General features: G+C 60.9%; 27 protein-coding genes. 12 read left to right on the top strand and 15 right to left on the bottom strand.

Translation table 11 applies throughout. The features are described from left to right. Nucleotides 1–307, top strand: a 307-nt coding sequence (locus LFT45_RS23215) for a hypothetical protein (protein WP_236809838.1), incomplete at its 5' end; no start/stop codon positions are given. Between the two features lie 286 nt (nucleotides 308–593). Here LFT45_RS23215 and LFT45_RS23210 read toward each other — a convergent pair. The 10 genes from LFT45_RS23210 to LFT45_RS23165 all read right to left on the bottom strand — a co-directional run bounded on the left by LFT45_RS23210 (nucleotide 594) and on the right by LFT45_RS23165 (nucleotide 11968). Further along, the gene (locus LFT45_RS23210) at nucleotides 594–1187 is read right to left on the bottom strand and encodes a DUF4913 domain-containing protein (protein ID WP_236809836.1); all 594 of its coding nucleotides are present in this window, start codon (nucleotides 1185–1187) and stop codon (nucleotides 594–596) included. After that, nucleotides 1184–2887, bottom strand: a complete 1704-nt coding sequence (locus LFT45_RS23205) for a type IV secretory system conjugative DNA transfer family protein (RefSeq protein WP_236809834.1) — start codon at nucleotides 2885–2887, stop codon at nucleotides 1184–1186. The genes LFT45_RS23210 and LFT45_RS23205 overlap by 4 nt, the downstream gene beginning before the upstream one ends. Next, nucleotides 2884–4470 carry an ATP-binding protein gene (locus LFT45_RS23200; RefSeq protein WP_236809832.1) on the bottom strand — a complete coding sequence of 529 codons (1587 nt, stop codon included), beginning with the start codon at nucleotides 4468–4470 and terminating at the stop codon, nucleotides 2884–2886. Before LFT45_RS23200 ends, LFT45_RS23205 begins: the two co-directional genes overlap by 4 nt. After that, nucleotides 4467–6032, bottom strand: coding sequence for a hypothetical protein (locus tag LFT45_RS23195; protein ID WP_236809831.1), 1566 nt, complete (start codon nucleotides 6030–6032; stop codon nucleotides 4467–4469). The genes LFT45_RS23200 and LFT45_RS23195 overlap by 4 nt, the downstream gene beginning before the upstream one ends. A 31-nt stretch (nucleotides 6033–6063) precedes the next feature. Beyond that, nucleotides 6064–7956, bottom strand: coding sequence for a hypothetical protein (locus LFT45_RS23190; protein WP_236809829.1), 1893 nt, complete (start codon nucleotides 7954–7956; stop codon nucleotides 6064–6066). A gap of 13 nt (nucleotides 7957–7969) precedes the next feature. Then, a complete protein-coding gene (locus tag LFT45_RS23185) occupies nucleotides 7970–8761 on the bottom strand; it encodes a hypothetical protein (RefSeq protein WP_236809827.1) in 792 nt (263 codons plus the stop codon). A gap of 60 nt (nucleotides 8762–8821) precedes the next feature. Then, on the bottom strand, nucleotides 8822–9157 hold the full coding sequence (locus LFT45_RS23180) for a hypothetical protein (RefSeq protein WP_236809825.1): 336 nt from the start codon (nucleotides 9155–9157) through the stop codon (nucleotides 8822–8824). A 12-nt stretch (nucleotides 9158–9169) separates the two neighbouring features. Then, nucleotides 9170–10363: a MinD/ParA family ATP-binding protein gene (locus LFT45_RS23175; RefSeq protein WP_236809823.1), complete on the bottom strand. Its 1194-nt coding sequence runs from the start codon at nucleotides 10361–10363 to the stop codon at nucleotides 9170–9172. Nucleotides 10364–10541: 178 nt separating this feature from the next. Beyond that, nucleotides 10542–11075, bottom strand: a complete 534-nt coding sequence (locus LFT45_RS23170; RefSeq protein WP_236809817.1) for a hypothetical protein — start codon at nucleotides 11073–11075, stop codon at nucleotides 10542–10544. Then, nucleotides 11075–11968 carry a M23 family metallopeptidase gene (locus LFT45_RS23165; RefSeq protein ID WP_336885620.1) on the bottom strand — a complete coding sequence of 298 codons (894 nt, stop codon included), beginning with the start codon at nucleotides 11966–11968 and terminating at the stop codon, nucleotides 11075–11077. Before LFT45_RS23165 ends, LFT45_RS23170 begins: the two co-directional genes overlap by 1 nt. A gap of 513 nt (nucleotides 11969–12481) precedes the next feature. On the opposite strand from LFT45_RS23165, the gene LFT45_RS23160 reads away from it, so the two are divergent. From LFT45_RS23160 to LFT45_RS23130, 7 genes are all read left to right on the top strand, one after another. After that, on the top strand, nucleotides 12482–13219 hold the full coding sequence (locus LFT45_RS23160) for a hypothetical protein (RefSeq protein ID WP_236809815.1): 738 nt from the start codon (nucleotides 12482–12484) through the stop codon (nucleotides 13217–13219). A 125-nt stretch (nucleotides 13220–13344) separates the two neighbouring features. Further along, a complete protein-coding gene (locus LFT45_RS23155; RefSeq protein ID WP_236809813.1) occupies nucleotides 13345–13980 on the top strand; it encodes a hypothetical protein in 636 nt (211 codons plus the stop codon). Between the two features lie 373 nt (nucleotides 13981–14353). Then, on the top strand, nucleotides 14354–14707 hold the full coding sequence (locus LFT45_RS23150; protein ID WP_236809810.1) for a hypothetical protein: 354 nt from the start codon (nucleotides 14354–14356) through the stop codon (nucleotides 14705–14707). Nucleotides 14708–14979: 272 nt separating this feature from the next. Continuing rightward, complete coding sequence (locus LFT45_RS23145) at nucleotides 14980–16689, top strand: hypothetical protein (RefSeq protein ID WP_236809808.1); 1710 nt, start codon at nucleotides 14980–14982, stop codon at nucleotides 16687–16689. Between the two features lie 258 nt (nucleotides 16690–16947). Further along, nucleotides 16948–17862 carry a ParA family protein gene (locus LFT45_RS23140; protein ID WP_236809806.1) on the top strand — a complete coding sequence of 305 codons (915 nt, stop codon included), beginning with the start codon at nucleotides 16948–16950 and terminating at the stop codon, nucleotides 17860–17862. Nucleotides 17863–18020: 158 nt separating this feature from the next. Beyond that, nucleotides 18021–18233 carry a ParB family protein gene (locus LFT45_RS23135; RefSeq protein WP_236809804.1) on the top strand — a complete coding sequence of 71 codons (213 nt, stop codon included), beginning with the start codon at nucleotides 18021–18023 and terminating at the stop codon, nucleotides 18231–18233. 288 nt (nucleotides 18234–18521) lie between these two features. After that, a complete protein-coding gene (locus LFT45_RS23130) occupies nucleotides 18522–19088 on the top strand; it encodes a recombinase family protein (protein WP_236809803.1) in 567 nt (188 codons plus the stop codon). A gap of 113 nt (nucleotides 19089–19201) precedes the next feature. On the opposite strand, the gene LFT45_RS23125 is transcribed toward LFT45_RS23130, so the two are convergent. Beyond that, nucleotides 19202–19609 (bottom strand): hypothetical protein, encoded by a 408-nt coding sequence (locus LFT45_RS23125; RefSeq protein ID WP_236809802.1) that lies wholly within the window; start codon nucleotides 19607–19609, stop codon nucleotides 19202–19204. Between the two features lie 360 nt (nucleotides 19610–19969). Here LFT45_RS23125 and LFT45_RS23120 point away from each other — a divergent pair, with 360 nt between their 5' ends. The 3 genes from LFT45_RS23120 to LFT45_RS23110 all read left to right on the top strand — a co-directional run bounded on the left by LFT45_RS23120 (nucleotide 19970) and on the right by LFT45_RS23110 (nucleotide 22681). Further along, nucleotides 19970–21106: a UPF0158 family protein gene (locus tag LFT45_RS23120; protein ID WP_272912852.1), complete on the top strand. Its 1137-nt coding sequence runs from the start codon at nucleotides 19970–19972 to the stop codon at nucleotides 21104–21106. A 262-nt stretch (nucleotides 21107–21368) separates the two neighbouring features. Then, entirely contained in the window at nucleotides 21369–22217 is an 849-nt protein-coding gene (locus LFT45_RS23115; protein ID WP_236809798.1) for a hypothetical protein, read from the top strand. Further along, nucleotides 22214–22681 (top strand): hypothetical protein, encoded by a 468-nt coding sequence (locus tag LFT45_RS23110; RefSeq protein WP_236809796.1) that lies wholly within the window; start codon nucleotides 22214–22216, stop codon nucleotides 22679–22681. Before LFT45_RS23115 ends, LFT45_RS23110 begins: the two co-directional genes overlap by 4 nt. A 99-nt stretch (nucleotides 22682–22780) precedes the next feature. Here the strand turns inward: LFT45_RS23110 and LFT45_RS23105 are convergent, their stop codons facing one another. Further along, complete coding sequence (locus LFT45_RS23105; RefSeq protein WP_236809794.1) at nucleotides 22781–23311, bottom strand: hypothetical protein; 531 nt, start codon at nucleotides 23309–23311, stop codon at nucleotides 22781–22783. A gap of 214 nt (nucleotides 23312–23525) precedes the next feature. Here LFT45_RS23105 and LFT45_RS23100 point away from each other — a divergent pair, with 214 nt between their 5' ends. Further along, on the top strand, nucleotides 23526–23915 hold the full coding sequence (locus LFT45_RS23100; RefSeq protein WP_236809792.1) for a hypothetical protein: 390 nt from the start codon (nucleotides 23526–23528) through the stop codon (nucleotides 23913–23915). A gap of 141 nt (nucleotides 23916–24056) precedes the next feature. Here the strand turns inward: LFT45_RS23100 and LFT45_RS23095 are convergent, their stop codons facing one another. The 3 genes from LFT45_RS23095 to LFT45_RS23085 form a co-directional block, all read right to left on the bottom strand. Continuing rightward, the gene (locus LFT45_RS23095; protein ID WP_236809790.1) at nucleotides 24057–24371 is read right to left on the bottom strand and encodes a hypothetical protein; all 315 of its coding nucleotides are present in this window, start codon (nucleotides 24369–24371) and stop codon (nucleotides 24057–24059) included. 33 nt (nucleotides 24372–24404) lie between these two features. After that, nucleotides 24405–25685, bottom strand: coding sequence for a Y-family DNA polymerase (locus LFT45_RS23090; protein ID WP_236809788.1), 1281 nt, complete (start codon nucleotides 25683–25685; stop codon nucleotides 24405–24407). A 68-nt stretch (nucleotides 25686–25753) separates the two neighbouring features. Further along, a complete protein-coding gene (locus LFT45_RS23085) occupies nucleotides 25754–26185 on the bottom strand; it encodes a LexA family protein (protein WP_236809787.1) in 432 nt (143 codons plus the stop codon). Between the last annotated feature and the right edge of the window lie 159 nt (nucleotides 26186–26344).

Genomic DNA, 26344 nt, shown 5'->3' with positions numbered 1-26344 from the left:
TACCCGTCACAAATTTGCTCAGCATCCTGCTGCTATGAAGCTCGAGGACGAGATGCCAACAAGCATGACGCCGAATCAAGACCAAACAAACATCCACTCTTTCGCATCGTGGCAGCCTATTGACGACTGGACTGTGCTGACCGGCCAAGACGTCGAAGTTCACACTCGCGGCAGCGTAACCGACCGCGGCCGCGTCGAAGCTGTCATGGCCGACGGATCTCTACTGTGGCTGATGCAGGACGGAGCCCACAGCCGGCGCGTCGTAGAACAACAACCAGGAACGTACATCCGCCGTACCTGGATCTGACGGCGATCGTGTTGGGGGGAACTAGATCTGCGCACTCAAGCTTCAACCGCCCGCGGCGCATTCGGATGGTGTAACTCCGAGGGCTTCTCGTCAGTGAAGGGCACGCCCCAACCTGACGTCAGGCAGTAACAAGGTGAGCGTCAGAGTAGGGCCCTGAACGCGGTTGCCACACGCTCCCGCTCGCCAGTCTTAGGTTCAAACCTGACACCCGGTTGTCTCCCGTGGCACCCAGCAGTATGCAAGAAATGCACGGAACCAGTGGTTCCGTGCATTTCATTTTTCAGCCCTAGTTTTCGGCGTTGGATGGTTCTTTAGCGCCGAGTTTGCCGAGAAATTCTGTGAATTTGTCGTCGGTGGAGTTTCGGAAAGAAGGCCGGGGGTCCACATGTTCGGTGTGGCAGTTGCTCAGTCCCCAAGGCTTGGATGCGATGCGGTCGAGCATCGGCCAGAAGATGTCCCTGTGCCAGCTGGCCGGGTCGGTCACAGGGTCTTTGTGGCCGTAGTTCGCTGCCCTCCAGCTGAGCCAGGCTGCGGTGAGTTCTTCCACCACCGGGCTATGCCGGTACCAGCAGCCGTAGATGCGGGAAGTGTCCGATACGCCGTATCGGTCGTTGATCCAGTCCACCCACTCGCGCAGCGCTTCCATGAGAGCGACCGACTTCTCACCATCGAGTTCTTTCCAGTTCCAAGGAGCTGGTGTCTTTTTCGGCGGTGATGCCAAGAGGTCTTCGACCGCATGGCCCATCGCTTCGACAGATCCTTGCAGGACGGTAAGCCGTTCCTCGTGCTCGACCAGCACCTCTTCAATGCCCTCGGCCACCATCGCCTCGCCGCCGTCCGCAGGGGAGGGCGGAAAAGGTTCGCGAGATTCTTCGGTCATCGGATTGCTCCTTGCCTGTCGCGGCGTTGTTGCGCGGTGGCCTTGTCTTCCTTGATTTGATTTGCGTCCGCGCGTTCCCACCAGGGCATGAGTTTGACCCTGGCCGGGGCGACGTTGCTGTAGTGCATGAACGCTTCTCCTACCGGGAGCTGCTGAATCTCGTTGCCTCGGATCACGGGCCGTTCTTCCTCGCTGACGGTCCGGGACGATCCGCCGCGCCCCTGGGAAGTGGAGACGCGTTCCTTTCGGGTAGTCCCCGCGGCCCGGGCAATCTTGTCCAGTTCATCGAGTTCTTCCAGGCCAGGCAGGAACAGTCTGATCGATGACGTTCCACGGATTGCCGTGGCTGCTTCGGCTCCCCACCTCTGCCGGTTCTGGGCAAAGGACTGGCTGAACCCGATGATGCGGATCCCCCGGCCGCCGGAATCCGAGAGGGCACCGGCCATGTCCGGGATGGCAGCGACATTCGGGGCTTCGTCCAGAACCATCGTCAGTACCGGCCAGAGCCGGCCGCCGGGCATGCCCTGGGAAATGCGCTGGGCTTTGCGGAACATGAAGTCGGCAAACATCGCCACGAGCGGGGCGACCGGAGAGCGTTCCCCGTCCGTGAGTAGATAGATCGTGTTCGGCTTTTCCAGGAACTTCTCCATGTCGAACCCCTCTCCTTTGGGAGGGGTCAGGGTGTCCAAGGCTTTAGGGGACGTCAGCGGTTCCAGGAGGCCGGCGAGGGTTTCCTGGATGGAATCCACCGTTTCGCCGGCCCGGGAGGTCGTGAGAGTACGGAGCCTGGCTGTGAACGCGGCCGGGGCTTTGTGCTGGGTCAGTATTTCCAGCGGCTCGCTGTCGGTGAAGTCGTTGGCCCACTTCACGACGTCATCGATGCTCTTATCTCCCAGCGCGGCCGCGTGGAGGAACCGGCCCAGGATCGCGGCGGCTTTGGAGTTGAAGAAGTCCCCGTTTTTCACATCTCCCATCGGCTGGGCCCCGGCCCAGGCTTTACCGCGGGCCAGCGCTTCGTCGGGATCTTCGCAGCCGTCCACGACGTTCCACCTGACCTTGTTCGACCAGCCGGATATGTCCTGAAGGTCGAACACGGAAACATCGCCCCGACGTTCGCGGGCGATGGCGGTGAGCATGAGCAGGTCATTTTTGGTGGACGTGGCAATCACGGCACCTGGTGCGTCCAGGGTGATGCCTACGGCCAGGAACAGGGTCTTACCGGAGCGCTGCGGCGCGAACACCCACATCGAGTCTTCGTGCTGGACGTAGAGGGTCTGACCATCGAGCTTGCACAGGGCGACGATCATGTCTTCTTCAGTGGCATCCGCCGGCAGCTCCAGGGATTGCTTGGCTTTGGCCAGTGCTGCGTTCTTGCCCATCCGCTTTTCGAGGTCCTTGTACCGGGGCAGCCCGTCATCGCGGTGCTTGTTCCCGCCGAAGATGGCCATGAGCATGCCCGTCCCGAGGAGAGCCAGGACAGCCAGAACGATCAGGATCCAGGTCGCCGCTCCGGGCCAGAGAAATTCGCCGGCTTTGATCTTGGCCCACAGGGCGGAGAAGTCCGTCCAAGGCATCCCGGTGGGAGTAATCAGCTCTGCCAGGAACGCCGAGACCCAGCCCAGAACAACCAGCCCGGTGGCGAGGGCGGCCAGAGCGATCTTCATGACTGAATCCGTGGACATGGCCTTGGCGGTGCTCATGCTGCTTCCTCCTGCATGTCGGCTTCAACCTGGTTGATGGTGGCCGTGGATTTCATGGCCTTATCGGTGTCGGTGAGTTCGATTTCCAAGGCGCTGCGGACGTGGATGGCAATAAAAGGATCCTTACCGCCGATCCGCATCATGCAGGTGCCTTTGGTCAGGGACGCGATATCAGCCGCGGACCCGGCGGGCAGGTTGAACATCCGTTCGCATGCCCACGCATCATCGGATTTTTGCTGCTTGTAGAGCAGGACCGTTCCGCACTCTTTGAGCATGGCGATGGCCGGTGAGTCTTCGGGAATGTCGGAGATGTGGTGGAACGCGAACATGCACGAGAGCGACAATGCGCGGGAGAGCTTGGTGTTGCGGCGGGTTACCTTGGCAACCGAGCCCTGGACGGTATGCCAGGCTTCCTCGATGACCAGGACAGTGGGGACCGCTTCACTCTGACGGTAGAGAGTGTTCGCCAACCAGGTGTTGATGATCGTCATCACGATCGCCAACGCCGGCCCATCCTCCGGGAGCAGGGACACGTCAAAGACGGTCAGCCCGGCGTTCAGGGAAATTTCCTCACTCGTCGGTCCGTCTATCAGGCCGGCCAGGTCATCTTCAATCATGCGTTCAAGCTCAAACGCGGGATCCTGTCCCCACTGCCGGATTTCCTCCACGCTCAGGTTAGAGGCCGTTGCCGCGTCCGCGTCGGGTGCATATAGAGCGGAAAGGACGTGGCGAATATGGGCGATTTCATTGTTCGCTGCCGCGGTGCGGAGAGCCTGTTTGTGGGCCATGCGCACTGCTTTGCCTTCCTTGGGCAGCAGCGGCCGGCCAAGGGCTTCTTCAACGACAGCACGAACCAGCATGGACTGGCCCGCCGGAGTGGAGAGCGCGGTGTCGTCGTGGCTGTCTTCATTCAGCCGGGCAGCGATACGCGGGTCCAGGATGTTGATCCTGGCCCCGCCGCCCCCGACCATGAACTTCACCGGCCTGATTCCCAGGCGCTGGGCAAGGGAGGTGTATTCCCCGCCGTTCTGGTCCAGCTGGTACTTCTTATCGATCACGACAACCCGGCGGCCCAGGAGCAGCTGCCGCAGCACCGCCCAGGTTTTGATCCCGGAGGACTTGCCCTGGCCAAGATCCCCGATGAAGCAGACGTTCGGGGACTCGAGCTCGTTGCCGTAAGACGTAAACGGGTCATGGACAACCATCCAGCCCGATCCGGCATCGATCCCGAACGCCAGGCCCCGGTGCGAGGTGGGAGGCGAGGCGATGGCCATGTGTGAAAATTCCATCTGCCGGGTCGAGGACAGCACCCCCGGGGCCGCCGGATCGTAGTAGCCCAGACGCGAGGCACGCGCACTCTTCCGCTCACAATGCCACTGCACGGCTGCCTTGCTGTCGGCATCGTTCGTGCGCTTGTTCTTTCCTACCCGGCGTTTCGCGGCCAGGGCATCCCTGGTCCCCAGTGCGGCGCCGTGATCGGCGCTGAGGCGCTGTTGCTTGGCGCGGGAGCGCTGGGTGCGGCGTGAAGTGGTGGTCAGGGCCCAGGGCATCCGCAGGCCTTTGACAAATTTGGGGGTGTTCATCGGATTCCTCTCGTGAACGGCATGGTCGTGATCAGGGCCAGATCGTTGCGGTGATCCATCCAGTCAATGAATTCGATCCCGGCATCCGCGGCTGCAGCCTCGATCAGGTCAGCGGTGGTCAGCAGCTCATCCTCTGATTCGACGGAGTAGGAGATGTAGAGCGCGTACGCGGCACCGTGATGCCCGGAACCGGGTTTGAGATCCAGGAGCCTTTGGCTGGATGCGCCCATGAGGACTTCTTCTGATCCGTCGGTGACGACACCGGACTTGGCGACTTCCTTGCCCTTGGCGCGGTCCATGGCCGCGTCCGTGCGGGCTTTCCCTCGTGCGGTGCGGGCATCGGAAAGTTCCATCACCATGGAGACGGTGTGGACCACGGCCGGCTGGATTCCGGAGACCAGGGATTGCAGAGCAGAAACGGGAATGGCCTCGGGGCTGAAAGCTGAGGCCGGGACGTACCCGGTGCGGGTGTGCCAGTGGCCGTTGATGACCACGGAAGAATCCGAGGAATCGCCGTCCAAGTGCTGCCAGCAGTCTGCCAGGTCCGCGTTCTCATCATCGTCAATGTCGAAATCCGGATCCTGAAGGTGCCGCAGGAGCGCCGCCATCTGTTCAGGTCCCAGGGTGCGGTAATCCTGGATGCCGCCCATCATCTGCGCCTGGGCCAGAGCGGTACGGATTTCCTGATGAATCGCCAACCCCAGTCCGGTGTCCCCGCCGCCAAGCTTGGAGGCCTTCAGGGACAAAGCAGCGGACCGAGGAATGCGGAAGGTCTCGTAGGTGCGGTGCTGTTCTGAGCGGGACTGCAAAGTTTGCACCAGATCCCCGTAGGAGGTGATCAGCAGCCGGTTAATGCCCTGGGCCTGCTTGTCCTTGATCCACAGCAGGTGGTCAGTGGAATCCATGGGTACGGCACGGGAAAGAGTCTGGACGTGGGAAATAAGGGACTGCCGTCGGGCCATGCGGGCCAGGAACTGACCGCGGGCCACATAAGCGGAATCTTCACGGTTTTCCTCCCGGATCCCGGAGGAAGAACCCATGACTTCCACGGTCACCGTGTAGTACGGGGTTTTGATCCGGCCGCCATGACGGAAAACTGTCATCGGCCCGGTAGGGGTCTGCACGGTGAACGGGCGGACCGTCCCCACCATGAGCGGGGCATTGTTCCGGTGTGTCACTGGAACCTCGATCATGCCCTTTTCATCGGCCCGGGCACGGTCGGCCTTGCCGGCCTTGACCATGCGGGTCTGATCCCGGAACTTCACCGGAACAAACGTCGCGGTCTTGTTTTTCCTGCGGGAGCGCTGGTGGTGCCGCTCAACGAGCAGAGCACCGAGGGACCGGTACCCAGTGATCTTGCTCGGAGTGGTCAGCACGACACCGAGGCCGATGATCGCAGCGCCCAGGATCAGGCCAAGCACGATCACGTCCGAGAGAGCAATGATCGCCACCATCCCCGAAGCCAGGGCGATACTGAGCCCAATCCACTCAGGACCGGTACGGTTCCCGCCCCACAAACCACGGCGGGAAACCTCACCACCGACAACAACCATGCGTCCCATCAGACCTACTCCCCTGCTTTCGTACTGCTCATTACCGGCCGCTGATGTGATCGGTATCAGGCACCATCGAGTTCACGCCCTGACGGCCGCGCAGTGCGGCCTGCCGTGATGCTTCACGCCCGGCCAACAGGAACGCTGTCGCCCCACCTGCGGCGATCTTGGCGGATCCCCGAGTGGCCGCCATAGTGCCCCGGCCAACAGCCCCCGCTCCACTGCGGGCAGCAGCAGCAGTTTTTCCGGCCGGAGTACCGGCCCGGTCATCCCGTTGCGCCTGGGCAATGGTGCGGGTATCAGGTGCAGCCGGTGCATCCTGGCCAGCGGCTCCCATCCCGGCAGTCCCCTGTCTGGTGCCACTGGCACTACGACGGCCGCTGCCTGTAGGTGCGCCGGGCCTAGCTTCCCCACCGGTCAGACCCCCGTCAGGACCGGCCGAGAAGCTAGGCCCGTCTGATGTCTGGGTTGCCGCCCCGCTGACGGCAGCACCGGAGCGCCCACCGCCGGACGAGCCGGACTGTGCCTGCATGGTGCGGCGCTGACGGATCATTGCACCGATCCCGGCACCGGCGCCGGCCACCATCGCCGCCCCTGCAATCGAGGGCCGGTTAGCACCCAATGAACTGGCCGAGGACGGCAGTATCGGGACGAATTTGAACAGCAGCGCGGGTGAGAACGCCAGGACGACCATTGCGGCGGCCGCGATGAACACTGAAGAGGCGTTCACCAAGGCATCCCCGGTACCCTCGCCCTGGAACGCGGGGCGGTTCGAGATGAAGCTGAACAGCGCACCCATGATCAACAGAATCAGCGGTTTGGACAAGGCAATACCGAGCCACAGCGACCCGGCCTTGGCGACCCGGCCCCGGTGTTCGGGATGGATCATGAAGCCGATCATCAACGCAATGCCTACGCCCAGCAGCGACAGGGCGAGCGGCTGCAGGGCGAACAGCCCCAGGAGCGCCCAGGCCCCGATAAACAGCAACCCGAACAGCAGCACGGCTGCCAGCGGTCCGAAAACGCCGCTGGACTCGTAGGAGGCGAAACGGGAAATGCTTGTGGCGAAGTCCCCGATCTGGTTTGAGGTCCATGGGCTGATCGACTCAGTAACCTGAACCAATGCGTTGTTGCCCACGTACCCCAGGACCGGGCCGAACAATGCCAGCAGAACCGCGAGTGGGGCGTACCAGATCACCGATTCACGCATGGCGTCAGGGTCGATTTTTTCACCCGAGTAGTCCCGGAAGAGTTTGAAGAACATCAGTGCCAGCAGCACGATCCCGACACCGGAAAAGACTGACCAGGTGTTTCGGAACCCGTCATCGACCTGAAACTCTGAGACTTTCAAAAGGTTCACCAGAACCTCGTTCGTGGCCGTCACGCCGGCTTCCTTAGTCGAGTTCGCAAACTTCTCAAACCCGTCCTTGGCATTGGCGATAAACGCCACTGTGTCCACCGCACCCAGCACAAACTGCCCGCCAGGCTGTGTAGAAACAGCTGTACGCAACACAGCACCAGCAAGCGGGGCGAATTCGTTCCATGTGCTCGATACCGCACATATGCCCAGGGCAGTTGGCGGTGCCCCTTCCCGCGCCAGTGATGAGCAAAACTCGCGCTGTCCTTCTGCAGGCCGGTAGTCCAAGGACTTCTCGGGGGTGTCTAGGAAGCTGTTGAAAGCGCGGGTTGCCATTCCCGTGCAGTCCTGGCCGATCATCGTTGCACCAAGAAATTGAGGCCCACAGACGTTCTTGGCGAGTTCGCTGTTGAGACGGTCACGAATGCCGTCGCGCTGCTCTGCCGGCAAGCCCGCCAGCCGCTTCAATTGATCGGCATTCAACTTTTCTGAGGCGTTGATGTCATCCGCTGCTTGAGCGGATCCGGCTGTGAGAACACCGAAGCCCAAGAAGACCGCGAGGAAAGCGGCAATCAAGCGGATCCTGCTGCTAGCGCGTAGCGTTTGCATATTCCACCCAGCCTTCTTTGCTCAGGTTTTCGAAGTAGCGGCTGACCAGCCCGTTATCGAGAGTGGGCATCTCTCCGGTTGAAGCGCCGACGAGACCGCCCGCAGGGCCTTGGTCAGGGAACTTGTCAGCAAGTTCTGTGTCATCAATACGCACCAGGACGTCAGAGATTTTCCAATCTCCGTCCCAAACGAGTTCCAGGGAATCGGTACCGAAGTAGCCACCGGGTTCTGCTTCACCGCCGCGCAGACCGCCATAAACCACCTGAATCAATGCGCGGTTCTCGGCTTCGCAGGAAACGAGCCGGTAGAGGCCCCCGGCTTTGACATCCACCCGGTCGAGCCAGCCGCCGTCGAAGCTCTTGAAGTTTCCGGACGCGGCCGCCGTCGTGAAGGTGTCGCCAAGCAGAACTGCATCCTTGATCCATGCTTCGTCCGAGGCCAACGTCTTCATCGTGGCTTTCTGGGCTTCCCAGGTTTTAGTGTTCACATCGTGCAGGACCGGCGTGTAGTTGGCTGCTGCCTGGGCGGCGGAGTCGCAGGTGCCGTTGTAGCCGATGGGCGTTTTGCCGTCGGCGGCCGTTGTGGTTCCGCCTTCTCCGATGCTGATTTTGGAGACTGGAAATCCGAGCGTGCCAGCGACCATGTCCGTGCCAGCGGTGGGTTCGGGCTGTGAAGCCTGTTCCGTGGGGCGGAGATTTATCAGGACGACGGCGACTGCCACGATCACCACGACGGCGGCAATCGCGATCAGTAGCTTCCATTTCGTTCTCATGGTCTGGTTCCGTTCTTCGGTAGGAGACAGCTGCCAACGATGAAGTGTGCCACCAGTTGGCTAGGCTCCTGCTGCGGCAGTCAGTGCGAGGATGCCGCCGATGATGACGCTGGCGCCGGCGACGGCGGCGAAGGCGACACCGCTGCGCTTGGCACCGTCCGCGCCATCTGCAATGTCGTCCGAGTGGCCGCGCTGCCGTGCGATTCCCCACTTGCCCAGGTTCATTAGGAAAGCGGCGGTGACCAGGATCAGCACCAGGGCCCAGAGCCCGCCGAGGATCAGCTGGACCGCGCCTTGGAACTGAACTCCGAAGACGTTGATGTTGGGTGTCACCCCGTCCAAGGGGTTATCTGCGGCCGCGGGGATGGTGACGTTGGTGAGGATGCTCTTGAACATGGTGTGGGTTTCCTATCGGTTGGTGGTGTGGATACGTGCGTGGGCGATGCGGTTGTCTACCTCGAGCAGGCCTGCGGCGATTTCTGCGGTGACGCGTTCGAAGGCGCGGCGGGCGGGATCACCCACGAGCTGCCAGTCGATGATTGAGCCGTTGTCCAGGGCCGCGTCATAGGGGATATCGATGATGGACCGCACCGTGGATTCGAGCTGGGCGCGGAGGTCCGCTTGATCGGTCGCCGAGACTTTGGCGCCTCCGCCCTGGGTGATGACGACGACGGCGTTGGCGACGAGGTTCTTGTAGTGCGGGTTGCCCTGGCGCTCGGACATGGATTCGAGCTGTTCGATCATTCGCAGGGCCGAGACGACGGCGTTGCGCTGGAGGCGGACAGGGATCACGAGCTGGTCTGTGACGTCGATGGAGGCCAGCCAGTTTTCGGAGCGGGTGTTGTTTCCAGTGTCCAGGACGATGGTGTCGTAGAACCGGCTGACCACCGTGTGGATGCGGTTGAATTCGTCCGCGCCGATGGACTTCATTCGGTCCGGGTCTTCGTCCGACGCCAGGACGGAGAACTGGTTCTTGCCTTGGTGGCGGGTGTAGTAGGAAAAATCGCCTTTACGGGCCTCGATGGTTTCGAACTTTTCCAGCACGTTCAGCAGGTCCCACACGGTGCGGGTAGAGCCGTTGGCGTTGGTCCGCACACCGAGGGTGCCCATCATTTCGTTGTTGTCCCAGACGATGGCGTGCTGGCCGGAGTGGATCCCGAAGGTTGATCCGATTCCCACGCTGCACATGGTCTTGCCGACCCCGCCCAGGGGCTGGGCGACCATGATGCGCATGGGCCTGGAGTAGACCCGTTGGATCGCGGAAAGGTCAGTGCGGCGGGCCAGCTCGGCTGCGCCGACCTTGGGCTTGATCAGCCCGAACGTGACGGTCCGCAGGAAGGCCTGCCAACCGGTGGCCGGTGGCAGCTCGTCGTTCATGTTGTCTTTTTGCAGCACTGATGCGCTGCGCCGGCCGCTGACCAAGGGGGCCGCCTGAGCTTCCACGGCCGCCTGCTGGGCCTGTGCCGGCTCACTGATAGCAACGGTCAGTGTCGCGGTTTCCTTGACGGGTTCTGCGGCGTTATCTTCTGCCGACGGTTCGGGGTTCAGCAGGCTGATGGGGGCGCGTGACTTCCGCTCGGCGCCTGACCAGTTGGTGCTCATCGGGTCTTCCTTTCGATTGCGGGGTTCTGACTTCTGAAAATCTCTGGTGCCGGTTCCTGGAACAGGACCGGGACACTGCTTGCGGCCGTGCCCTGCGGGCTGTGCCGTTCCGGGACGGTTAGCGGGTCGGTGAACAGCGGTGCTGTGCCGAACTCGTCAGCACCGGCGGTGGGCGTGCTCACTGGGGAGTCACCGGGCTGATGGAGGTGACAAGCCAGGGATCGTCCTGGCCGATGCGGTGGAGCATCATCGTCCACGGCCCGGCGTTGGTGTCGAAGGACGCTGTAACCGTCATGGGGTTTTGTGCCTCCCGGGTGATCGCGGGACCGTCCGTGACGGTGGAGAACGGAACACGGGCCGGATCGATGTAGCGGGCGTCTTCCTTGTACTCGGTCGCGAGCATCGGTTCCAGATCCTTGAACCAGGTCTTCTCCTCCACCGAAGGCCGGCCGAACAGGACCATCGCCTTCGCGGCGGTCTCTTTGACCCTCGCCTCGGCGGCGGCATCCCAGGTGACGTTAGGGCCGTGGTAATGCTCGGAGGCCTCGTCATGCCCGTGGCCATCACCGGCTGAGTGCGCGTCAGCATCCGCCGTGCTGGTCGGGGCCGGCGCGGCCGCTGTGGTGGTCGTCTGTGCGGCTGGGGTCCCGGCGCAGGCCGTCAGCAGGGCAGCGGTGGCCAGCAGGGCCGGGGCGAGTGCGGTTCTGCGCATCACAGGATGCCTTTCTCTTTGAGGATCGGTGTGGGGTCGATGGTGGCGTTGATCGGGATCATCGGATTCGGCAGGGCCCCGGCGTAAAACTCCATATGCAGGTGCCGGCCGAAGACGTTGCCGGTCGCACCTTCAGTCCCGAGGGGGGTTCCGGCGGCAACGGTGTCGCCTTCCTTGACCTTTAGAGAGCCGGCCTCCATGTGGTACATCCCGATGGTCAGCTTCCCGTCCAGGGTTTGGCCTGTGATGCCGGTTCCGAACTGGCTTTCAAGGTTTCTGATCTTCACGATCTTCAGATCCGTGATCGCCACAATCACCCCGGCCTGGCCAGGAGTGGAGAAGTCGATTCCATAGTGGAAGTTGGCCAGCACTCCCCCGGCCGTACCGGGAGGGGCCGGCCGCGGGCCGTACCCGCTGGTCATGACAGCCTTCTGCAGGGGCTTGACCCACTTCCCGGCAATCTCGCCAACAACCTGGTTTCCCTCGACCGGGCACACCCCGGACGGGTCCACCATGGAAGCCGATTCCCCGCCGAGTGCCTTGACGATCTGCGTGGCCTGTTCCCGGAACCGGGTGTAGTGGTGTGGATCCGCGTTCCGCTGCGTGCGGTGGATGGCAATGGTCGGTTCAAGGGTTTCCCACCCCTGAACGTTCTGGAGAGCCTTGAAGAAGTTTGTAGCGCTGGTGTGGGGGTCCATGCGGTCCTCGTAGGAACCCCACGAACCATTTGCGCGCTGCTGGAACAGCCCCCGTGAGTCCGGGCCAGCACCGTCACCGAAATCAATGACCCGCAGCGTGGACTCGCCAATGGCAGCCTGAACACCGATCAGCTGCGCGGCCAAGGGCAGTTTCAGATCCTCTCCAGCCTTCATGATCGCGGCCGCGTTCTTCATCTGTTCACCATCGAACCCGGCCACTGTGCTGCCAGGGACCGCTGATGCTGCGGATACAGCTGACGTGCCAGGTGCTGCACAGGCAGAAGCGGCCTGAGCCGGTGTTCCGCCATCGTCAAGAACCACAACAACGAAGCCCAGGGCGAGGGTGGTAGCGGCGGCAACAGGAACGACGACTTTTCGAAACGCCTTACCTGCAACGGCTGTTGCTGCCCCAGCAGCAGCGACACCCATTAGGACGACCGCCTGATTCTGTCGGCGCGAAACCAGCAGCCGATGAACAGGTAAGTCCCGCCCCTGCACCGCATAGTGACTCGCATGATGTCGCCCCTCCCCTGGGCTATTCCGGGGCTTGTCCCCGGACGGAAAAACCATCCCGGCTAAACTCAGCCGTAAGGCTAGGATGGATTTGAAACCAACGGTTAAGTATTTGCGAATGCTTAACTATTGGGATCATTCTAGCAGAATCAATCGTGCGCGTCTTGTCGTGTTTGCCCCATCCAAGGAGTGTTTGTGCCTGTCTCAGCCTCAGAGTTCAAGAGCTGGCTGGACGCTCAGTCCATCAGCACTTCCCCTGCCGCTCTGAGCGCTCTGACGGGGCTGCACCGAGGCACGTTGGGCAACCAGCTGCGGCGTGGAAACGTTGCAGAATCGACGGTCGTTGCCGTCGCGCGCGCGTCCGGAGCGAACGTGCTGGAGTCCCTTGCCGCCTTTGACCCGTACAGGGATATGTACACCAGACAGATTGAGCCCACGCCGGCAGAAGTGCTCAGCCAGGTACACCACGCAGACCTGATGGCCGAGCTACAGTTCCGCACCTCGAAGAAGTACTACCCGCGGGATCTGCGGAAACACATTCCGCTCATAGACTTCCCGCACGAGGGATCCAACCGGGCGTGGATTGACGCCATCGACTCCGGCGACATCCGGCACCGCATGGCAGAAGAGACTGGCATGGCCCTGACATACATCTTTACGCAGCTCACCGAAAACAAACTGACCGCACCGCTTGCGGTAGCAGCCTCCAGGGCAGCAGGCACTTCCTTCGCATCAGGTCTGGTGGTTGTAGGCCTCGTGCTTCCGGCCGAGGCAGGCTGGCAACCACGCGCCAGGGAGGATGAGCTGCTTGAAATCACGGACGATTCCCTTGTTGAGCTAATTTCCGGCCGCATAAACCTGCTACAGCGGCGGGTCAAACAACGTAAGGAAGCCCAGGAGTATGCGGAAAAGATGACGGAGCTTCTGGGATGAATCCACTAGGTGTCGTCCCGGTGACGCTCATGCTCATCCTTCTAGGCAGTCTTACGTTCAAGCGTATAAATACACCCGCATCCGGGTTTGAGCACGCCCTGCGGGGAAAGGCGAGCAGAATCGCTTTGTCGGGCATCTTTCTCACCACCGCTTATCTGCTGCTGGTACCGCCCGTGTACTACGCGCTGGATTCGATCATGCCGATCACCAACGCTACCGACCTCATCTCCAAGTACTGCGCACTGGTAGCCGTCGCCTTTCTAGGCGGGCACCTTAGTGTCGCCTACGGATCCCCCTTTGCCCGTCGTTGGACAGTGGGCGCTCCCGGAACCGTTGTGCTGGGCCTCGTGTCCGCTGGCCTGCTATGGACTGTCGTGGCCACAGACGCCCCGTATTCATCCCCCCAGATGCTCGACTTCGCCACACAGCCCAGCGTTCGCATAAACACCTGGTTAGTGCTGTTCTACGTGGCCTACATTGTCCTTCCCCTGGTGCGGCCGGCATACCTCGACTCCAAGAAGAACCCTCTCCGGACAGGCCGGATGGCTTCAGGCATGATTGCCGGCGGGTTCGCCCTCTCCCTCTTGCGCGCCGGCGCGTACCCCGTCGAGTGGTTTGGTACCGGGAACGTGGTTTACCTGTACATGCTCATCTCCTACGCTTCCACTGCCCTCGTGGTCGTGGGGCTCGCGCTGTTTGCTTACGCGCGCAGGAACAGAAAAGTGAAAACCGAGCTGGGATCCGCCCTCTCACTCGATTAGGAAGGCCGGGAGACATGACTACCCCTCAACAAGCGCAGGAAGCAGTCAAAAGCGTCTTAACGGAAGTACCGCGGGAGCATGAGGCTGCCTATCGCGTCATCTATCAGGCAGTGAAGGTGTGCCTGGCAGCTGGCATGGAGCGGCGGGCAGCTGCCGCCTACTTGGGAGTCTCGCGGTGGCGTATCGACCGCCAGGGACGCTACTTTCGGTCTTTGAGAGCGACCAGGACCTTGTTCCGGGATGCCATGGCTGCCAATCCGGCAACTGATCCTGCCGGCGAGTCCGTGGAAGCCATAGTCCGAAGAGCGTGGAAGAAGTAACCTTCAAAGGGTCCCAAATCCCAAAATTCTGGGTTTTATGACATATTGGAATCATGCAATCCGGAATCTGTCACGAGCTTGCTGGGCGAGTCACACCCCACGCGATGACTCTTTCAAAAAGAGCGACACGCCGCGGCGACGTGCAGGGTTTCGTTTATCAAAACCGCTTAGATAGCACTATGGCAATTCAGAAGCTTGCTCAGGGAGGCCGCCCGTCCAAGGGGCCTCGGCACACGTTCGTGGTCAAGCCCGATCTTGCGCGAGCCGAAAAGCTGCGGGCCATTATGGAAATTCTTGGCACGAACGCAGTTGATTACCTGACACCGCTGGTTGCCAAGCATATAGATTCCATCGACCTTGAAGAACTGCGCAATCAGGAGACATTGCCTATACCGAAGGCCAGTTAATAACTGAAGGCCCGCACATGGCGGGCCTTCGTTAAGTATTTAGTTCAGATCTCGTTCTTGGCGGGATGTCGATCTGAACTTTTGTCCAACACCCACCCAGTGGGTGGATTTTGTCGTTCCCCCCGAAGGAGTAACTGCTGTCTATGGTACCGGAAGTCAATTCCGCGTCAACGCACGCACGTAAGGGTGTCGCGGGCCAACCTAGCCCTCAGCAGGCGTGGATCCTTGCACCCCTGATCGCCGGCCAAGCGTCCTACCGCCTAGGCCGATGGATGGGCACCAGGTTCCAATACCCCCGGCCGGCAACTCCGCCCACCATTACGACGTCTCTGCCCGAGCACCCCGCAGCAGTCATGATCCACGGTACGGACGGTTCCGTAGCCACTCTCTGCATCGACCTGGATACATCCAAGGCACTGAAGAGCGTCGTGGACTCAGACGCAGCCCGGCTCAGGAAGCTTCTGGGCGAAGCCAACGTCAGCTACGTGGAGGACTTCTCCCCCAGCGGCGGCAGGCACATCTACATTCCCCTTCAACAACGCCTCACCGCCGCCAAAGCCCGCGAGCTTGTCGAAGCCCTCGGCCTTCTCGCCGCAAGCCTGGACCCGAGCCCCCACCAGAACATCACCGACGGCTGCATCCGCGTCCCGGGCTCAAGGCACAAGGCTGGCGGCCACCAAACCCTCATCACTCCCCTATCCCAGGCCTACGCCACCCTCCGCGTCCGCAACTCAGCGCGTGCCATAGCAGCATTGCGCGCCGCACTGGCCCCGGAGCTGGCCCGCAACAAGGCCATCCAAGAACGCCAAGCCAAAGCAGCAACAACAGTACGGACCACTGCTGGACAGCTGCCCGTCGCTGGCAGCGAAACCCCACTGCGCCGGATTGCACGCACTGGCCTTTACGACACGGCCAAGTACGCCAGTGCCTCAGAGGCCCGCATGGGTGTGCTGAACCACTTCGCTGCGTGCGGATGGACCCTGGAAGACGTACGGAACGAACTCACCGGCCAGTTCCCGGGCCTGGCAGCCCTCTACGGCACGCAAGCCAAACAGGCGCGACTCCTTTCCAGCGAATGGGCCAACGCCCAGGCCTTCACCAACGCAGGCAGCACCCAAAAACCTAAGTCCCGTGAAACCGGGAAAATCAATGCCCTTATTAACAACACAAGCCCTACTGAACCCACAGGGGGGGCACTCAACCGCAGCTCCGCGTCAATCCACCAACTCGTAAACGACTTGGAAAATGTCCTGTACGCCGTCCTAGACCACCGCTTGGCAGTCAGGGGCCGCGAAGGACTCAGCCTCCGCCTCTTGGTCCGCGGCCTGCTGGGCTACATGAGGGCGAAAGAATCGGATCTTCTCGATGTCGGCTGTCGTACGCTTGCGGTCGCGCTGGGAAAGCACCATGTCACCATTGCCCGGTTACTTCCCGTTCTGGCCCAGGCCTCCGATGGAATCCTCACCAAAGTCGCGGATGCTCGCCACAAGACAGCAGACATCTACCTCATTCAGTTGCCTCCGCACTATCAGCAACTAGCTAGGGAGCTGACGTGGCGCAAAGGACGCATCCATGCCGTGCGACCCGTGTTCCGAAGCCTGGGAGACGTGGCTGCCCTTGTCTACGAATCCATCGAACGAGCTAGGCACTCCCCCACCACCGCGGAGATTGTCCGCTTCACGAGCATCAGCCGCAACGCCGTATCGACCGCGCTGACCGAGATGGAGGCCCTGGGTATGATTTACCGCGACCACGGTCACTGGAAGAGAACGGCAGTTAATCTCACCAATCTGGCGGCAAGGCTGGGCGTGTTGGAGGACTACCAGGCCCACATAAGCCGTAACCGGTTCGAACGTGCCCGCTGGCATGCATACCTGGACCGTTTCCGGATCGTTGAGGTTGATGAAGGGGCACTGTACGACCAGGAACGGGAGGAGTATTGGCTGCCTCCTGGGGATGCTGCGATCTGGAACGCCGCATAGGTGACGAACCGGGCTGCAGCGATGCCCGGGTGCCTGCACGCATTTTTCCGGTCACTACCTAAGGGCTTCTTCATGCTGGTTATCCGCTTGCGAACGAAGCGTATACAGCAAAGCAAGTGAAACTTTCTTTAGAAGTGAAACTGTTAATAACAGCTCTACTTTTTTGACTTGTGAAAAAAGTAGAGACACGCAAGCCAGCTTCACAAGTGAAACAAGTAGCGCTGTTTACGCTGGTAACACTTGTGAAAGGAAGGTTCGATGAAACACGATCTGGACCGCGGTGCGCTCAGCAGGGTAATCGCGGTAATCAACGGCAAAGGCGGGGTCTTCAAGACCAGCTTGGTAGCCAACGTCGGTGGACTCCTCGCGGAGGCTGGCTCACGCGTACTCCTCGTGGATTTGGACCCGCAGGGCAACCTTGCGGAAGACCTAGGTTATTCCGACCAGGGGGACGGCGGCAGGAGCTTGGCAGCCGCTCTCTGCTTCGGTGCAGAGCCGTCCCTGCTCACAAGTATCCGACCCAACCTGGACGTCATTGCCGGCGGACCCGAACTCGACGATGCAGCAGCGTTTCTCGGAGCCAAAGCCCAAAAGGACCGCGATGCAGCCCACCTAGCCCTGGCAAAGATGCTCGCAACCATCGCGGGGGAGTACGACCTCGTCCTCCTTGACTGCCCGCCCGGAAACGAGCCCCTCCAGGCAGCAGCCGTCGCGGCCGCACGGTACGCACTGGTACCGCTGAAGACAGACATGTCCAGCCGCAAAGGCGTGGCTGCGGTCGCAGCACGCATGGACAGCGTCGTGGGACTCAATCCGTTACTGGATCTCCTGGGTGTTGTCCTAGTTGGAACCGGAACCAACTCAAAACAGGTCCACAAAGTCACCCGCGACCACCTCATCGCTGATTTCGGCACCGACGAAGTGCTGTTCCCAATGACCATCCGACACGCAGAAGCAACTGCCCAGGCCTGCAGGGAACGGGGGATACTGGCGCACGAACTCGAACGCGAACTCAGCAAAGCTCCCAAATGGTGGGAAGTTCTCCGCGGAGAAGCCAAAGCCACGAACGCAGGACCCAAATCCGCATCCAGCGTTGCTGAAGACTTGCATGCAGTCGCCATGGAAGTAACGCGGCGCGTCGCGGCTACAGAATCCCAGGAGGTTAGCGCATGAGCACCGCGCAAAACTCCAGTCGGCCCGCGCTCGGGCTGCCGCCGCGGCCCAGCGCAGCCCCCCCAACTACGGATGCACCGTTGGCCCGGATGCTCCCCGGTCGCCGCCAAGAGGCGCCGGCGAAGACGGAAGAACCCAAGGATGCCCACAGTTCGCCCATGACAGTAAGCATCCCCACCGCCCTTCGCAATCGTGCTAGAGCCGCATACAAGGCAACCAGCTACGCCGAAGGAGATAACACCTGGGCGCATTTCATAGCTAAAGCGATAGAAGCAGAGACCCGCCGACGCGAAGCTGAACACAACCAGGGCGAGATGTATCCGGAATGGGGAGAGAAACTTCCCGGCGGCCGGCGCCTCAAGGAGAGCTGACGCGGGGAGTCCTCATGGGCGCTCCCGGAAAGGAAAGCCCTGCGATGAGGGGTTAGGGTTTTTACTTGCTTTACTTGTTTCACAAGTGAAGCAAGTAAAGCAAGAAAGGAAACCCCGTTTAGGGGATAGGCGGGGCTTCCTAGCATCGAAAGGGTTAGGTCAGAAACGACCGTTTCTGACCTGCCACCCGCAAGCCTTCGTAGAAGATCGAAAATGTACTTCTACTCTTAGTCAAAACTGGTTGCCGAAAAGAAAGCCGGTCAAAAGGTTGGTGGAAGGGTTTTTGACGTGTCCAGGAACATAGTTGGCTATGCGAGGGTCAGTACTCGTGGTCAGTCGCTCAATTCGCAGGTGGACGCGTTGGTAGCGGCTGGAGCGGTGCGCGTCTTTCAGGAGTACGCGTCAGGTGCTACCCAGGCGAGGGTTCGGTGGAAGGACTGCTTGGATTATCTGCAGCCGGGCAATGTGCTGTTGGTTGCGGACCTGACCAGGCTTGGCCGTAGTACTTCAGACCTTGCGGACATCGTCACGGTGCTGGGTCAGCGGGGGATAGGCTTCCGTTCGCTGGCTGAACCTTGGCTGGATACGAGCAGTGCCCACGGCAAGCTCATCTTTGACATGTTCGCTTCCCTCGCGGAATACGAACGATCACGGCTGTCGGAAAGAACGAAGGCTGGACTGGCCGCAGCCAAAGCTCGCGGCCGGCTCGGCGGCCGCCCGCGGTCGATGACGCCAGGGAAACTGGAAACGGCCCGGCAGCTGCGCCACGAAGGAAAGACGTTAAAGGAAACAGCCGAGCGGCTTAGCGTGAGCGTTTCATCACTGACACGGGCTCTGACCCGCCAGAACGGTTAGCCCTGGTGCCCTCGCCAACATGACGCACAGGACGCGGGCTGACATCTCGCGCGCACGGGGTAGTCGTCTTTAACTCAATCGCACCGAATATGAGGTAGCAGCCCGATCATGAGTCAGGAGCCGGCGGCGGCTCTGTCCTTTTGCTCTCGCACGGTCAACCACAGCAGGAGGCTATTCATGATCTCCCTGCGCAGTTGAGGAGACTCTTCGATATGGACCTCGGCCGTGGCGACCAGGAAAGAAGTTTCCGCCATCTTCTGCAACCACAAGGGCTGACGCATCAAATTCCATGTCCGGGTCGCCCTGTACAACTTCCCGTCTTCAGCGAGGGCGTGCAGCTCGTCGGTCTGCTGTAGCCGGAACGCCCACCCCAAGCCTGCCTCCCCGGTATAAGCGTCAGGAACCCTGCCCAAGTCAGCACGGAGGATCAGTTCTGGCGCATAGCCACGCTGCCTGCACACCTCGAGGAACGTAAAAACAGCTTCGGCAAAGACAGCATCGTATCGATGGATACCTTCCACCAACGTCCCCCAATCAACCGGCCCTTCTTCAGGCCGGCAATGCAACCAGCGACCCCGCCGTGGACCTCAGCATTTCCCTTCCTAACCGTACTGAAAGCCGACTCTTGAAAGGGGTATGGCGCGGCAATCCTCGGGTCGGTTTTTTTAGCATGGTGGACCTCAAAGGCGAGAGGCCCGCTTCTTCCCGATTCCCCTTCCGCGCTGCCCATAGGAGAGCAACACGCGTCGCACGGCCCGTGCCATCCTTGGGATATGGCACGAACCTGGTTATCGGTGACGGTGGAGCTTCTCGGCGGTCGTGGTGAGGAACTGTGGCCGTGGCCTGGGCGAATCTTTGCTGTGGGACCGTCTCACACCTTCATGGATCTCGCCAATGCCATCAACGGTGCCTTCGCCCGGTGGGACCGCTCGCACCTGTCATTGTTCACCCTTGCTGACGGCCGGGTGGTCACTGATGAAGAGACGGGGGCCGAGATGGCCGTATCGGTCGGTGGCCCACTCATGGCCCCACCAATCGACATCGACATGGCCAAGGTTGTGCGGACCGTGGAGCCGGGGGCCGAGTTTCAGTACACGTTCGACCTCGGTGACGCCTGGATCCACCGATGCGTGGTCGGGGAGGTGAAGGTTGACCCGCTAGAGGTATTAGGCGTCCGTCCTGAGGTTCCCGTGCCGTACTGGGGTTGGGGCAGCATCCCGGATCAGTATGGGCGCCGATGGGAGACCGACGACGGGGAGACCGAGACCTCAGGAACCCCGAGTCTGCCGCACCCCATGCTGCACCACGGGTGGCCGCGACATGCGCAGGCACCGAGGATTGACCTGTCCGAGTTGCGTGCATCAATCGGGGCAGGAGATGCCGCTCGGTTCCTCGCCGCTGTGACAGGGCACGACATCGATGATGCTCTCCAACAAGTGGGGGCCGGCGTGCCGATGGCGCTGGAGCACAGACGTCAGGAAGCTGAGCCGGTGGCGTTGTCGATAATCAACCGGCTGACTTTGCGTGGGGGCGCTGGTGACCGGCTGCTGGCGGAGGACCTGTTGGCCATTCTGCGCGGAGAGCCGCTGACTGGGCAGGTCGTGCCGGTTGACCTGGAAATGCTCAGTACCCTGCTGGAAGGGGACTTGGACCTATCGACGGGTGGCTACGTTGACCTGCGTACTGGTCAGGTGTACGACGACAGCGCCACTGACCCGATGATGGTCGGGGAGGGCGCCGCCATCAATGTGGAGGAGGAGCCGGACCGTTGGCTTAGAGTCAACCGCACCGGCTCGCGGCATGCCTGGCGGGACATGGCCGCCTTTGCCGAGCGGCAGCATGATGAGGCCCTCCGAGGGCGGCTGGAGCGGGTCCTCGAGGGCAAGGGTGCATTCTCCCGGTTCCGCGACCTCGTCCATGGCGAGAACCTCAATGAGGAGTGGTACACGTTCTCCACCGACCGCCAGATAGGCCGTGCCCGCGAGTTCATCGCTGACAACGGCGTCCGCGTGGGCTGACGAGCAGGACTCGGTCAGCGTCGACCTGCCTCCATCCAGTGCGCACCGTCCCAAAAGTCACCCTTGCTACGGGAGCTCGACTCGAGAGTTATGGGACAACTTACGGGACAGCCAAGTTACTTGCCATTTGAAAGGCAGATCCGGTGGAGGAGCGTGCCACTAACAGCGTCCCAACAACAAGGAAGTGGTACACACCTAGCGTGACTTAAGCTCAGACGAACATGATCAATAGTGGTGGGCAGTTGCGAGAGGGATGTATTTGATGATTGATGATGTACTTGGACCGGAGGCCCGCGCCATCCGCGATTACGTCAATCTCGAGTCACCGGACGACGACCAAGTGACCCTTGTCCAGAGGGTACGATCCCACCGAATCTTGGGTCGGACACATGATGTCTTTGACGTGCACTGCACAGAGACAAGGTGGTGGGTAATCACGGAGCCGACCAATCTTTACCTCCAAACTGACTTTCCCGACGCTGAGCAAGCACTCATCTTTCATATTGGTCTAGGGACTTTCCTAGCCGAGCGTATGCGCGGCGACATGGAGAAAGGGCAGGAAGAGCACGTTTCCGCTGCGTGGAGACGGTTCCGTGATGCTCTGGAAACCATGAATGAGGCGTCGGAGGCAGAAGACTTTCAATCTGTGGGTATCAAATGCCGGGACTCGCTGATTGCTTTGGCGAAGAGTCATCAATCAGCACCCTGGTTGGGGGAAGTATTAGATCCACCAAAGGCAGCCGATTTTAAAGGCTGGGCTAACATCTTCGCTGATTCTCTTACTGACGGACGATTGAGGAGATATCTCAAAGCCTTGGTGGACAAGACTTGGGATCTTACGGTCTGGTTGCAGCATGACTCGAACGCGACCGCGATGGACGCTGACCTCGTGCTGGAGGCCACTTCTCATCTCATCGCTACTTTTGGGAAGCTGATTCGGCGGCAAGAAGTTGGCGAACCTGACCGTTGCCCACGTTGTGACTCTTATCGGCTACACAATGAGATCCAGCACGATGCTGAAAGAGAGGCCTATAAGGAGTCCAATGTTTGCGCCGGCTGCGCTTGGAGGTCGGAGTGGATAGACATTCCTGAGTTGGTGGACGGCGAGTGACAGAACTGTTTGACTCCCTGGAGCAATCGGATCCGTGGCATACGGAAGCGAACGTGCAGAAGGCCTTGGTTAGCGCACTAGTTAACCGCGGGTGGCGGATCCAGTCCGCGAAGAATACTGCCTTGCGTGAAAGTGGCATTGACGTCATCGCTGACTTCGATGGACAAATACTGGGAGCTGAGGTCAAAGGTTATCCCACAGTCGGGTATGCGGATCCAAGGCGGGCAGGGGAAAAGAAGAAAGCAAATCCGCGGGGGCAGGCGGGCAATTGGTATGCCAAGGCGATCCTTGCGGCCATGAAGCTGCGATGTGCTGAACCGGAGTGGGTGAGCGTAATCGTACTTCCGATGGTCCCTCGCTACCTTGAGTTGTATGCACAGACAAAGGGATCTTTGGACGCAGCTCAAATTGAGGTGTGGTGGATAGAGCGAAGCGGCGTTTTGGTGAAGGAAACCGGCACCTAGACCGGCTCTGGGTATGGCCAACACGTTCAATCCAGGAGCGGTGCCAGGTCCTTCCAATGGTCTAAGGACCCAGGTCGGTGACGTAGCCTGGGCAAGAGGTTAAGACTCTAGGAAGCTTTCGGTGCTGTCTTTGCCTTCAGGACTGTCTTTGCGTTCGATTGTTGCTTTACCGCCGAGAACAACTACGCCAAACGCGATCCCCGCCATAGCGAAGCCCAGCATATTCTTGAGGCCTGCATGCAGGAACTGCTTATTCTCGCTATCTTTTTGGGACTCTAGCTTTAGAATTTCCATGATCTGTTCGAGGTAGTACTTCCTTTCCTCGAAGCTCAGCCCATCCTGATTGAGCTGCCTTTGAATTATGTCTCGCGTCTGTTGGCAGGATTCGTGGAAACGATCCTGGCTCTCCTTATTGGCGAACAGCGTTGTCTTGTGCATCTTCTTCATTGCACCTACGACGCCAGTGGCAAAATCTGCGAACACGGGGAACTGTTCAACGATCTTCAGCGCCAGTTCCGCATCCATGTCGGGCATCATCATGGCGAACTTGATCATTTTCGCTTTGGAGAGATTCCTCCAGGACTCGATTCCAAGCTCCTGCTTGATTTGGCCTTCATTCGTGTAACGCATGTTGGGTCCGTCCGTCCTGTTGCGATCTCTTCAAATTTTAGTAGGGGCTGTGACAGCCGACGATGAACCAGCGGTCGTCGTGCCAGAAGGCCGAACCACCCCCCGGCGAGGGCCTGGTGGCCCGGACGAATGACCTGGTTGCGATCCGCTCGCGGCGTGGGGAGCATTTAGGGATCGGGGCTGGGCCGCATTCGGTGCACAGTAGGCTGTGTGAATGACAACCACAGTGCCTTCACTCACTTCTGTTTCCCTGTACCCAGGCAACGGGTCCTTCATTGTGAAATATGAACTGAGCGGACCTGTGCCCCAGTCGGACACATTCCTGATCGGCATTCACGGAGCAAGCAGGGACGACCGAACAATCCGCCAGCTCGGTGTTAAGTTTTTAGACGGTGAGTGCATCGCAAACTTTGTGTTCGATCACAACGCAGTCCGACAGGAAAACTTCGAATACGTACCTGTTGGTGACGACGCGCGGGTGATTCACACACCCCTTCCTTCCGAACCTCTCGACGACCTCGGTGTATCTCCCAAGCTTCGTGGATATTTGAACTATGCAGGTGTTGACCATCAAACGGATGTCAAGGTCCAAATCATCGACTAGCATCCATGGGCCACCCTGGCCACACTCAAGTGCAGCCCCATCTGCCCGAGGTGCCTGGTAGACCCTTCGACGCGCACCGCGGCGCAGCTCGAACGTGCCGCAGCGCCGATTCCCATGGCCGTACGCTACGCATGATCGGGTTCAGCAATCAGTGATGGCCTCCAGCAGCCACTGTTCCGCAAGGGGTTCGCGGCGCAGTTCAAAGGTCCGCAGCTGCGAGTCGGACCCGCCGAGACGAACCTGGACACGCCAGTGTTCGATGTCGACGACGTTTCCTACGCCTACGGGGACACTTCGGCGGGTCTCCCACCATGAGTCCCTGGTGAACCAGTGGACAGGTTCTTCGGTGACGGCCCAGATGCGGCCGTCGTAGCGGACGGCCAGGGGAGTGCCTGCGGTGGTGAAGCGGACGTCCACTGATGCGTTGAGGGTGGGGGCTTCTGTGGTGACGGTCATGAGGTTTAGTTCCTTGGTGGTGCTGGGGTGTGGTTAGGCGGCTTTGACGAGGGGGAGTTCGTCCCAGTGGGTGGTGTATCTGGGGGAGAGCATGTCGCGTTTCATGGTCCAGTCCGGCCCGCCCCTGATCCCGCCGTGGCCCAGGCCGATGGAACCGCGCCCGTACCGGCGGGTGACGTCCTCCAGCAGGGTTCCGATGTGGCGTTCCTCGTGCGGGTTCTCGAACAGTGACAGCGGCGCCTGGTTGCCGGTGGGGCGCAGGTCGGTGACCATGATCCCTGCCCGGGCGTACCGGACGCCCTCGACAATCCGGGGCAGGAGAGCGTGGCCGGCCTTTGTCAGGATCACCGGGTCGGCCGTGGGCATCGGCAACGGAACGCACACCGAGGGGTACGAGGTGTCGTTGGGGTTGAAGTGCGAGGTGCCGGCAAACGCGGTCAGGACCTTGGCCTGCAGCCTGTGTTTGGCCAGCCGCGCTGAGGCTTGCTGTCCGTAGACGCTCATGACCTGCCGGATCCCCGCGGCCGTGGTGATGGGTTTGGCGAAGGAGCGGGAGAAGATCAGCTGGTCCCGACCGATCCGTTCTTCCTCCATGGGGATGCAGGGAGTGCCCTGCAGTTCCAAGACGGTGCGCATCATGACCACGTTGAACTTGTCCCGGATCGTGACCGGGTCGGCCCGGACCAGGTCGGCGATGGTGAAGATGCCCATTACGTTCAGCCGCCGGGTCAGCCGGCCGGCGATGCCCCACACTTCCTCGACGGACAGCCGGCCCAGCAGGGCCTCCCGCTCGGCAGCGGGAACGGAGTCCCAGTGGCACACCCCGGCGAAGGCTTTGTTGTTCTTCGCCCACTTGTTGGCCAACTTTGCCAGCGTCTTCGTCGGTGCGATCCCGACACAGACCGGCACTCCGACGTTCCGCCGGACGGCCGCCTTCATGGACCGGCCCATCGCGGCCAGTTCGTCGGGAGTGCCTTTGACGCCGAGGAAGGCTTCGTCGATGCTGTAGACCTCCAGCCAAGCCGAGTACCGGCCCAGCAAGTCCATCACCCTGGCACTGATGTCCCCGTACAGCTCGTAATTGCTGGACAACGCGACCAGGCCCCATTCCTTCGCCCGCGGGGCGAGCTTGAACCAGGGATCGCCCATGCCGATGCCCAAGGCTTTGGCTTCGGGGGAGCGGGTAACAGCGCACCCGTCATTGTTGGACAGCACGATCACGGGCTTGCCCTCCAGGGAAGGGTTGAACGCCCGCTCCGCGGAGGCGTAGAAGCAGTTCACGTCAACGTGCGCGATCTGGGGCATGTGCCGCATCAATGCCGGCTTAGACATCCAGCACCGCAGAAGAGGCATTTCGTTCCCGCTTAATGGAAAAGCGCGCGTTAGACATGATGTAAGCACCTGGTCGCTACACCCCAGATGGTCAGGTCCGAGAGGGCAGGGACCTCGATGTCCGGGTACGCCGGGTTTTCCGCTTGAAGCACCACACCGGTGGGTGTGATCCGCAGACGCTTGATGGTCAGCTCCCCGTCCAGTACGGCCACGACCACGGCCCCGTCGTGCGGCTCCAGGGCACGGTTCACGATCAGCTCATCCCCGTCGCTGATCCCGGCGCCGGTCATCGACTCTCCGGAGACCCGCACCACATAGGTGCTCGTGACGTCTTTAATCAGGTGCGCGTTCAGGTCGAGCCGGCCATCAAAGTAGTCCTGCGCCGGCGACGGGAACCCCGCCGCCACCGGCACCGGAGAGACCAGCACCGACAACAACGAAGCGCCCGCATCTATCATGCGGGGACCAATAATCACGCCCACAACACACCTTATTCGAATATCTGTTCGATAAGATTCAATGGTAGCCCCTGGCTAGGACAGAGCAACCAACAGATGCTTGTGGACCTTACGGAGGAGGGGCTGCTGCCCACCGCAGCGGCCGCTGACGGCCCCTGCTGACCGATACCAGAGTAGCGTCAG

The organism is Arthrobacter sp. FW305-BF8, assembly GCF_021789315.1.
GTDB lineage: Bacteria > Actinomycetota > Actinomycetes > Actinomycetales > Micrococcaceae > Arthrobacter.
The sequence above is the reverse complement of the archived record's forward strand: the minus strand, read 5'-3'. Positions and strand labels throughout refer to the sequence as shown.

What these genes read in the sequence shown, in the direction of transcription:
- LFT45_RS23105 (WP_236809794.1), bottom strand. Translation starts at nt 23,311, where the DNA reads ATGCGTTACACGAATGAAGGCCAAATCAAGCAGGAGCTTGGAATCGAG.
- LFT45_RS23145 (WP_236809808.1), top strand. Translation starts at nt 14,980, where the DNA reads ATGGGCACCAGGTTCCAATACCCCCGGCCGGCAACTCCGCCCACCATT.
- LFT45_RS23120 (WP_272912852.1), top strand. Translation starts at nt 19,970, where the DNA reads ATGGATCTCGCCAATGCCATCAACGGTGCCTTCGCCCGGTGGGACCGC.
- LFT45_RS23115 (WP_236809798.1), top strand. Translation starts at nt 21,369, where the DNA reads ATGATTGATGATGTACTTGGACCGGAGGCCCGCGCCATCCGCGATTAC.
- LFT45_RS23200 (WP_236809832.1), bottom strand. Translation starts at nt 4,470, where the DNA reads ATGAACACCCCCAAATTTGTCAAAGGCCTGCGGATGCCCTGGGCCCTG.
- LFT45_RS23140 (WP_236809806.1), top strand. Translation starts at nt 16,948, where the DNA reads ATGAAACACGATCTGGACCGCGGTGCGCTCAGCAGGGTAATCGCGGTA.
- LFT45_RS23165 (WP_336885620.1), bottom strand. Translation starts at nt 11,968, where the DNA reads ATGAAGAACGCGGCCGCGATCATGAAGGCTGGAGAGGATCTGAAACTG.
- LFT45_RS23095 (WP_236809790.1), bottom strand. Translation starts at nt 24,371, where the DNA reads ATGACCGTCACCACAGAAGCCCCCACCCTCAACGCATCAGTGGACGTC.
- LFT45_RS23170 (WP_236809817.1), bottom strand. Translation starts at nt 11,075, where the DNA reads ATGCGCAGAACCGCACTCGCCCCGGCCCTGCTGGCCACCGCTGCCCTG.
- LFT45_RS23180 (WP_236809825.1), bottom strand. Translation starts at nt 9,157, where the DNA reads ATGTTCAAGAGCATCCTCACCAACGTCACCATCCCCGCGGCCGCAGAT.
- LFT45_RS23205 (WP_236809834.1), bottom strand. Translation starts at nt 2,887, where the DNA reads ATGAGCACCGCCAAGGCCATGTCCACGGATTCAGTCATGAAGATCGCT.
- LFT45_RS23090 (WP_236809788.1), bottom strand. Translation starts at nt 25,685, where the DNA reads ATGCGGCACATGCCCCAGATCGCGCACGTTGACGTGAACTGCTTCTAC.
- LFT45_RS23210 (WP_236809836.1), bottom strand. Translation starts at nt 1,187, where the DNA reads ATGACCGAAGAATCTCGCGAACCTTTTCCGCCCTCCCCTGCGGACGGC.
- LFT45_RS23195 (WP_236809831.1), bottom strand. Translation starts at nt 6,032, where the DNA reads ATGGGACGCATGGTTGTTGTCGGTGGTGAGGTTTCCCGCCGTGGTTTG.
- LFT45_RS23100 (WP_236809792.1), top strand. Translation starts at nt 23,526, where the DNA reads ATGACAACCACAGTGCCTTCACTCACTTCTGTTTCCCTGTACCCAGGC.
- LFT45_RS23185 (WP_236809827.1), bottom strand. Translation starts at nt 8,761, where the DNA reads ATGAGAACGAAATGGAAGCTACTGATCGCGATTGCCGCCGTCGTGGTG.
- LFT45_RS23150 (WP_236809810.1), top strand. Translation starts at nt 14,354, where the DNA reads ATGCAATCCGGAATCTGTCACGAGCTTGCTGGGCGAGTCACACCCCAC.
- LFT45_RS23135 (WP_236809804.1), top strand. Translation starts at nt 18,021, where the DNA reads ATGACAGTAAGCATCCCCACCGCCCTTCGCAATCGTGCTAGAGCCGCA.
- LFT45_RS23175 (WP_236809823.1), bottom strand. Translation starts at nt 10,363, where the DNA reads ATGAGCACCAACTGGTCAGGCGCCGAGCGGAAGTCACGCGCCCCCATC.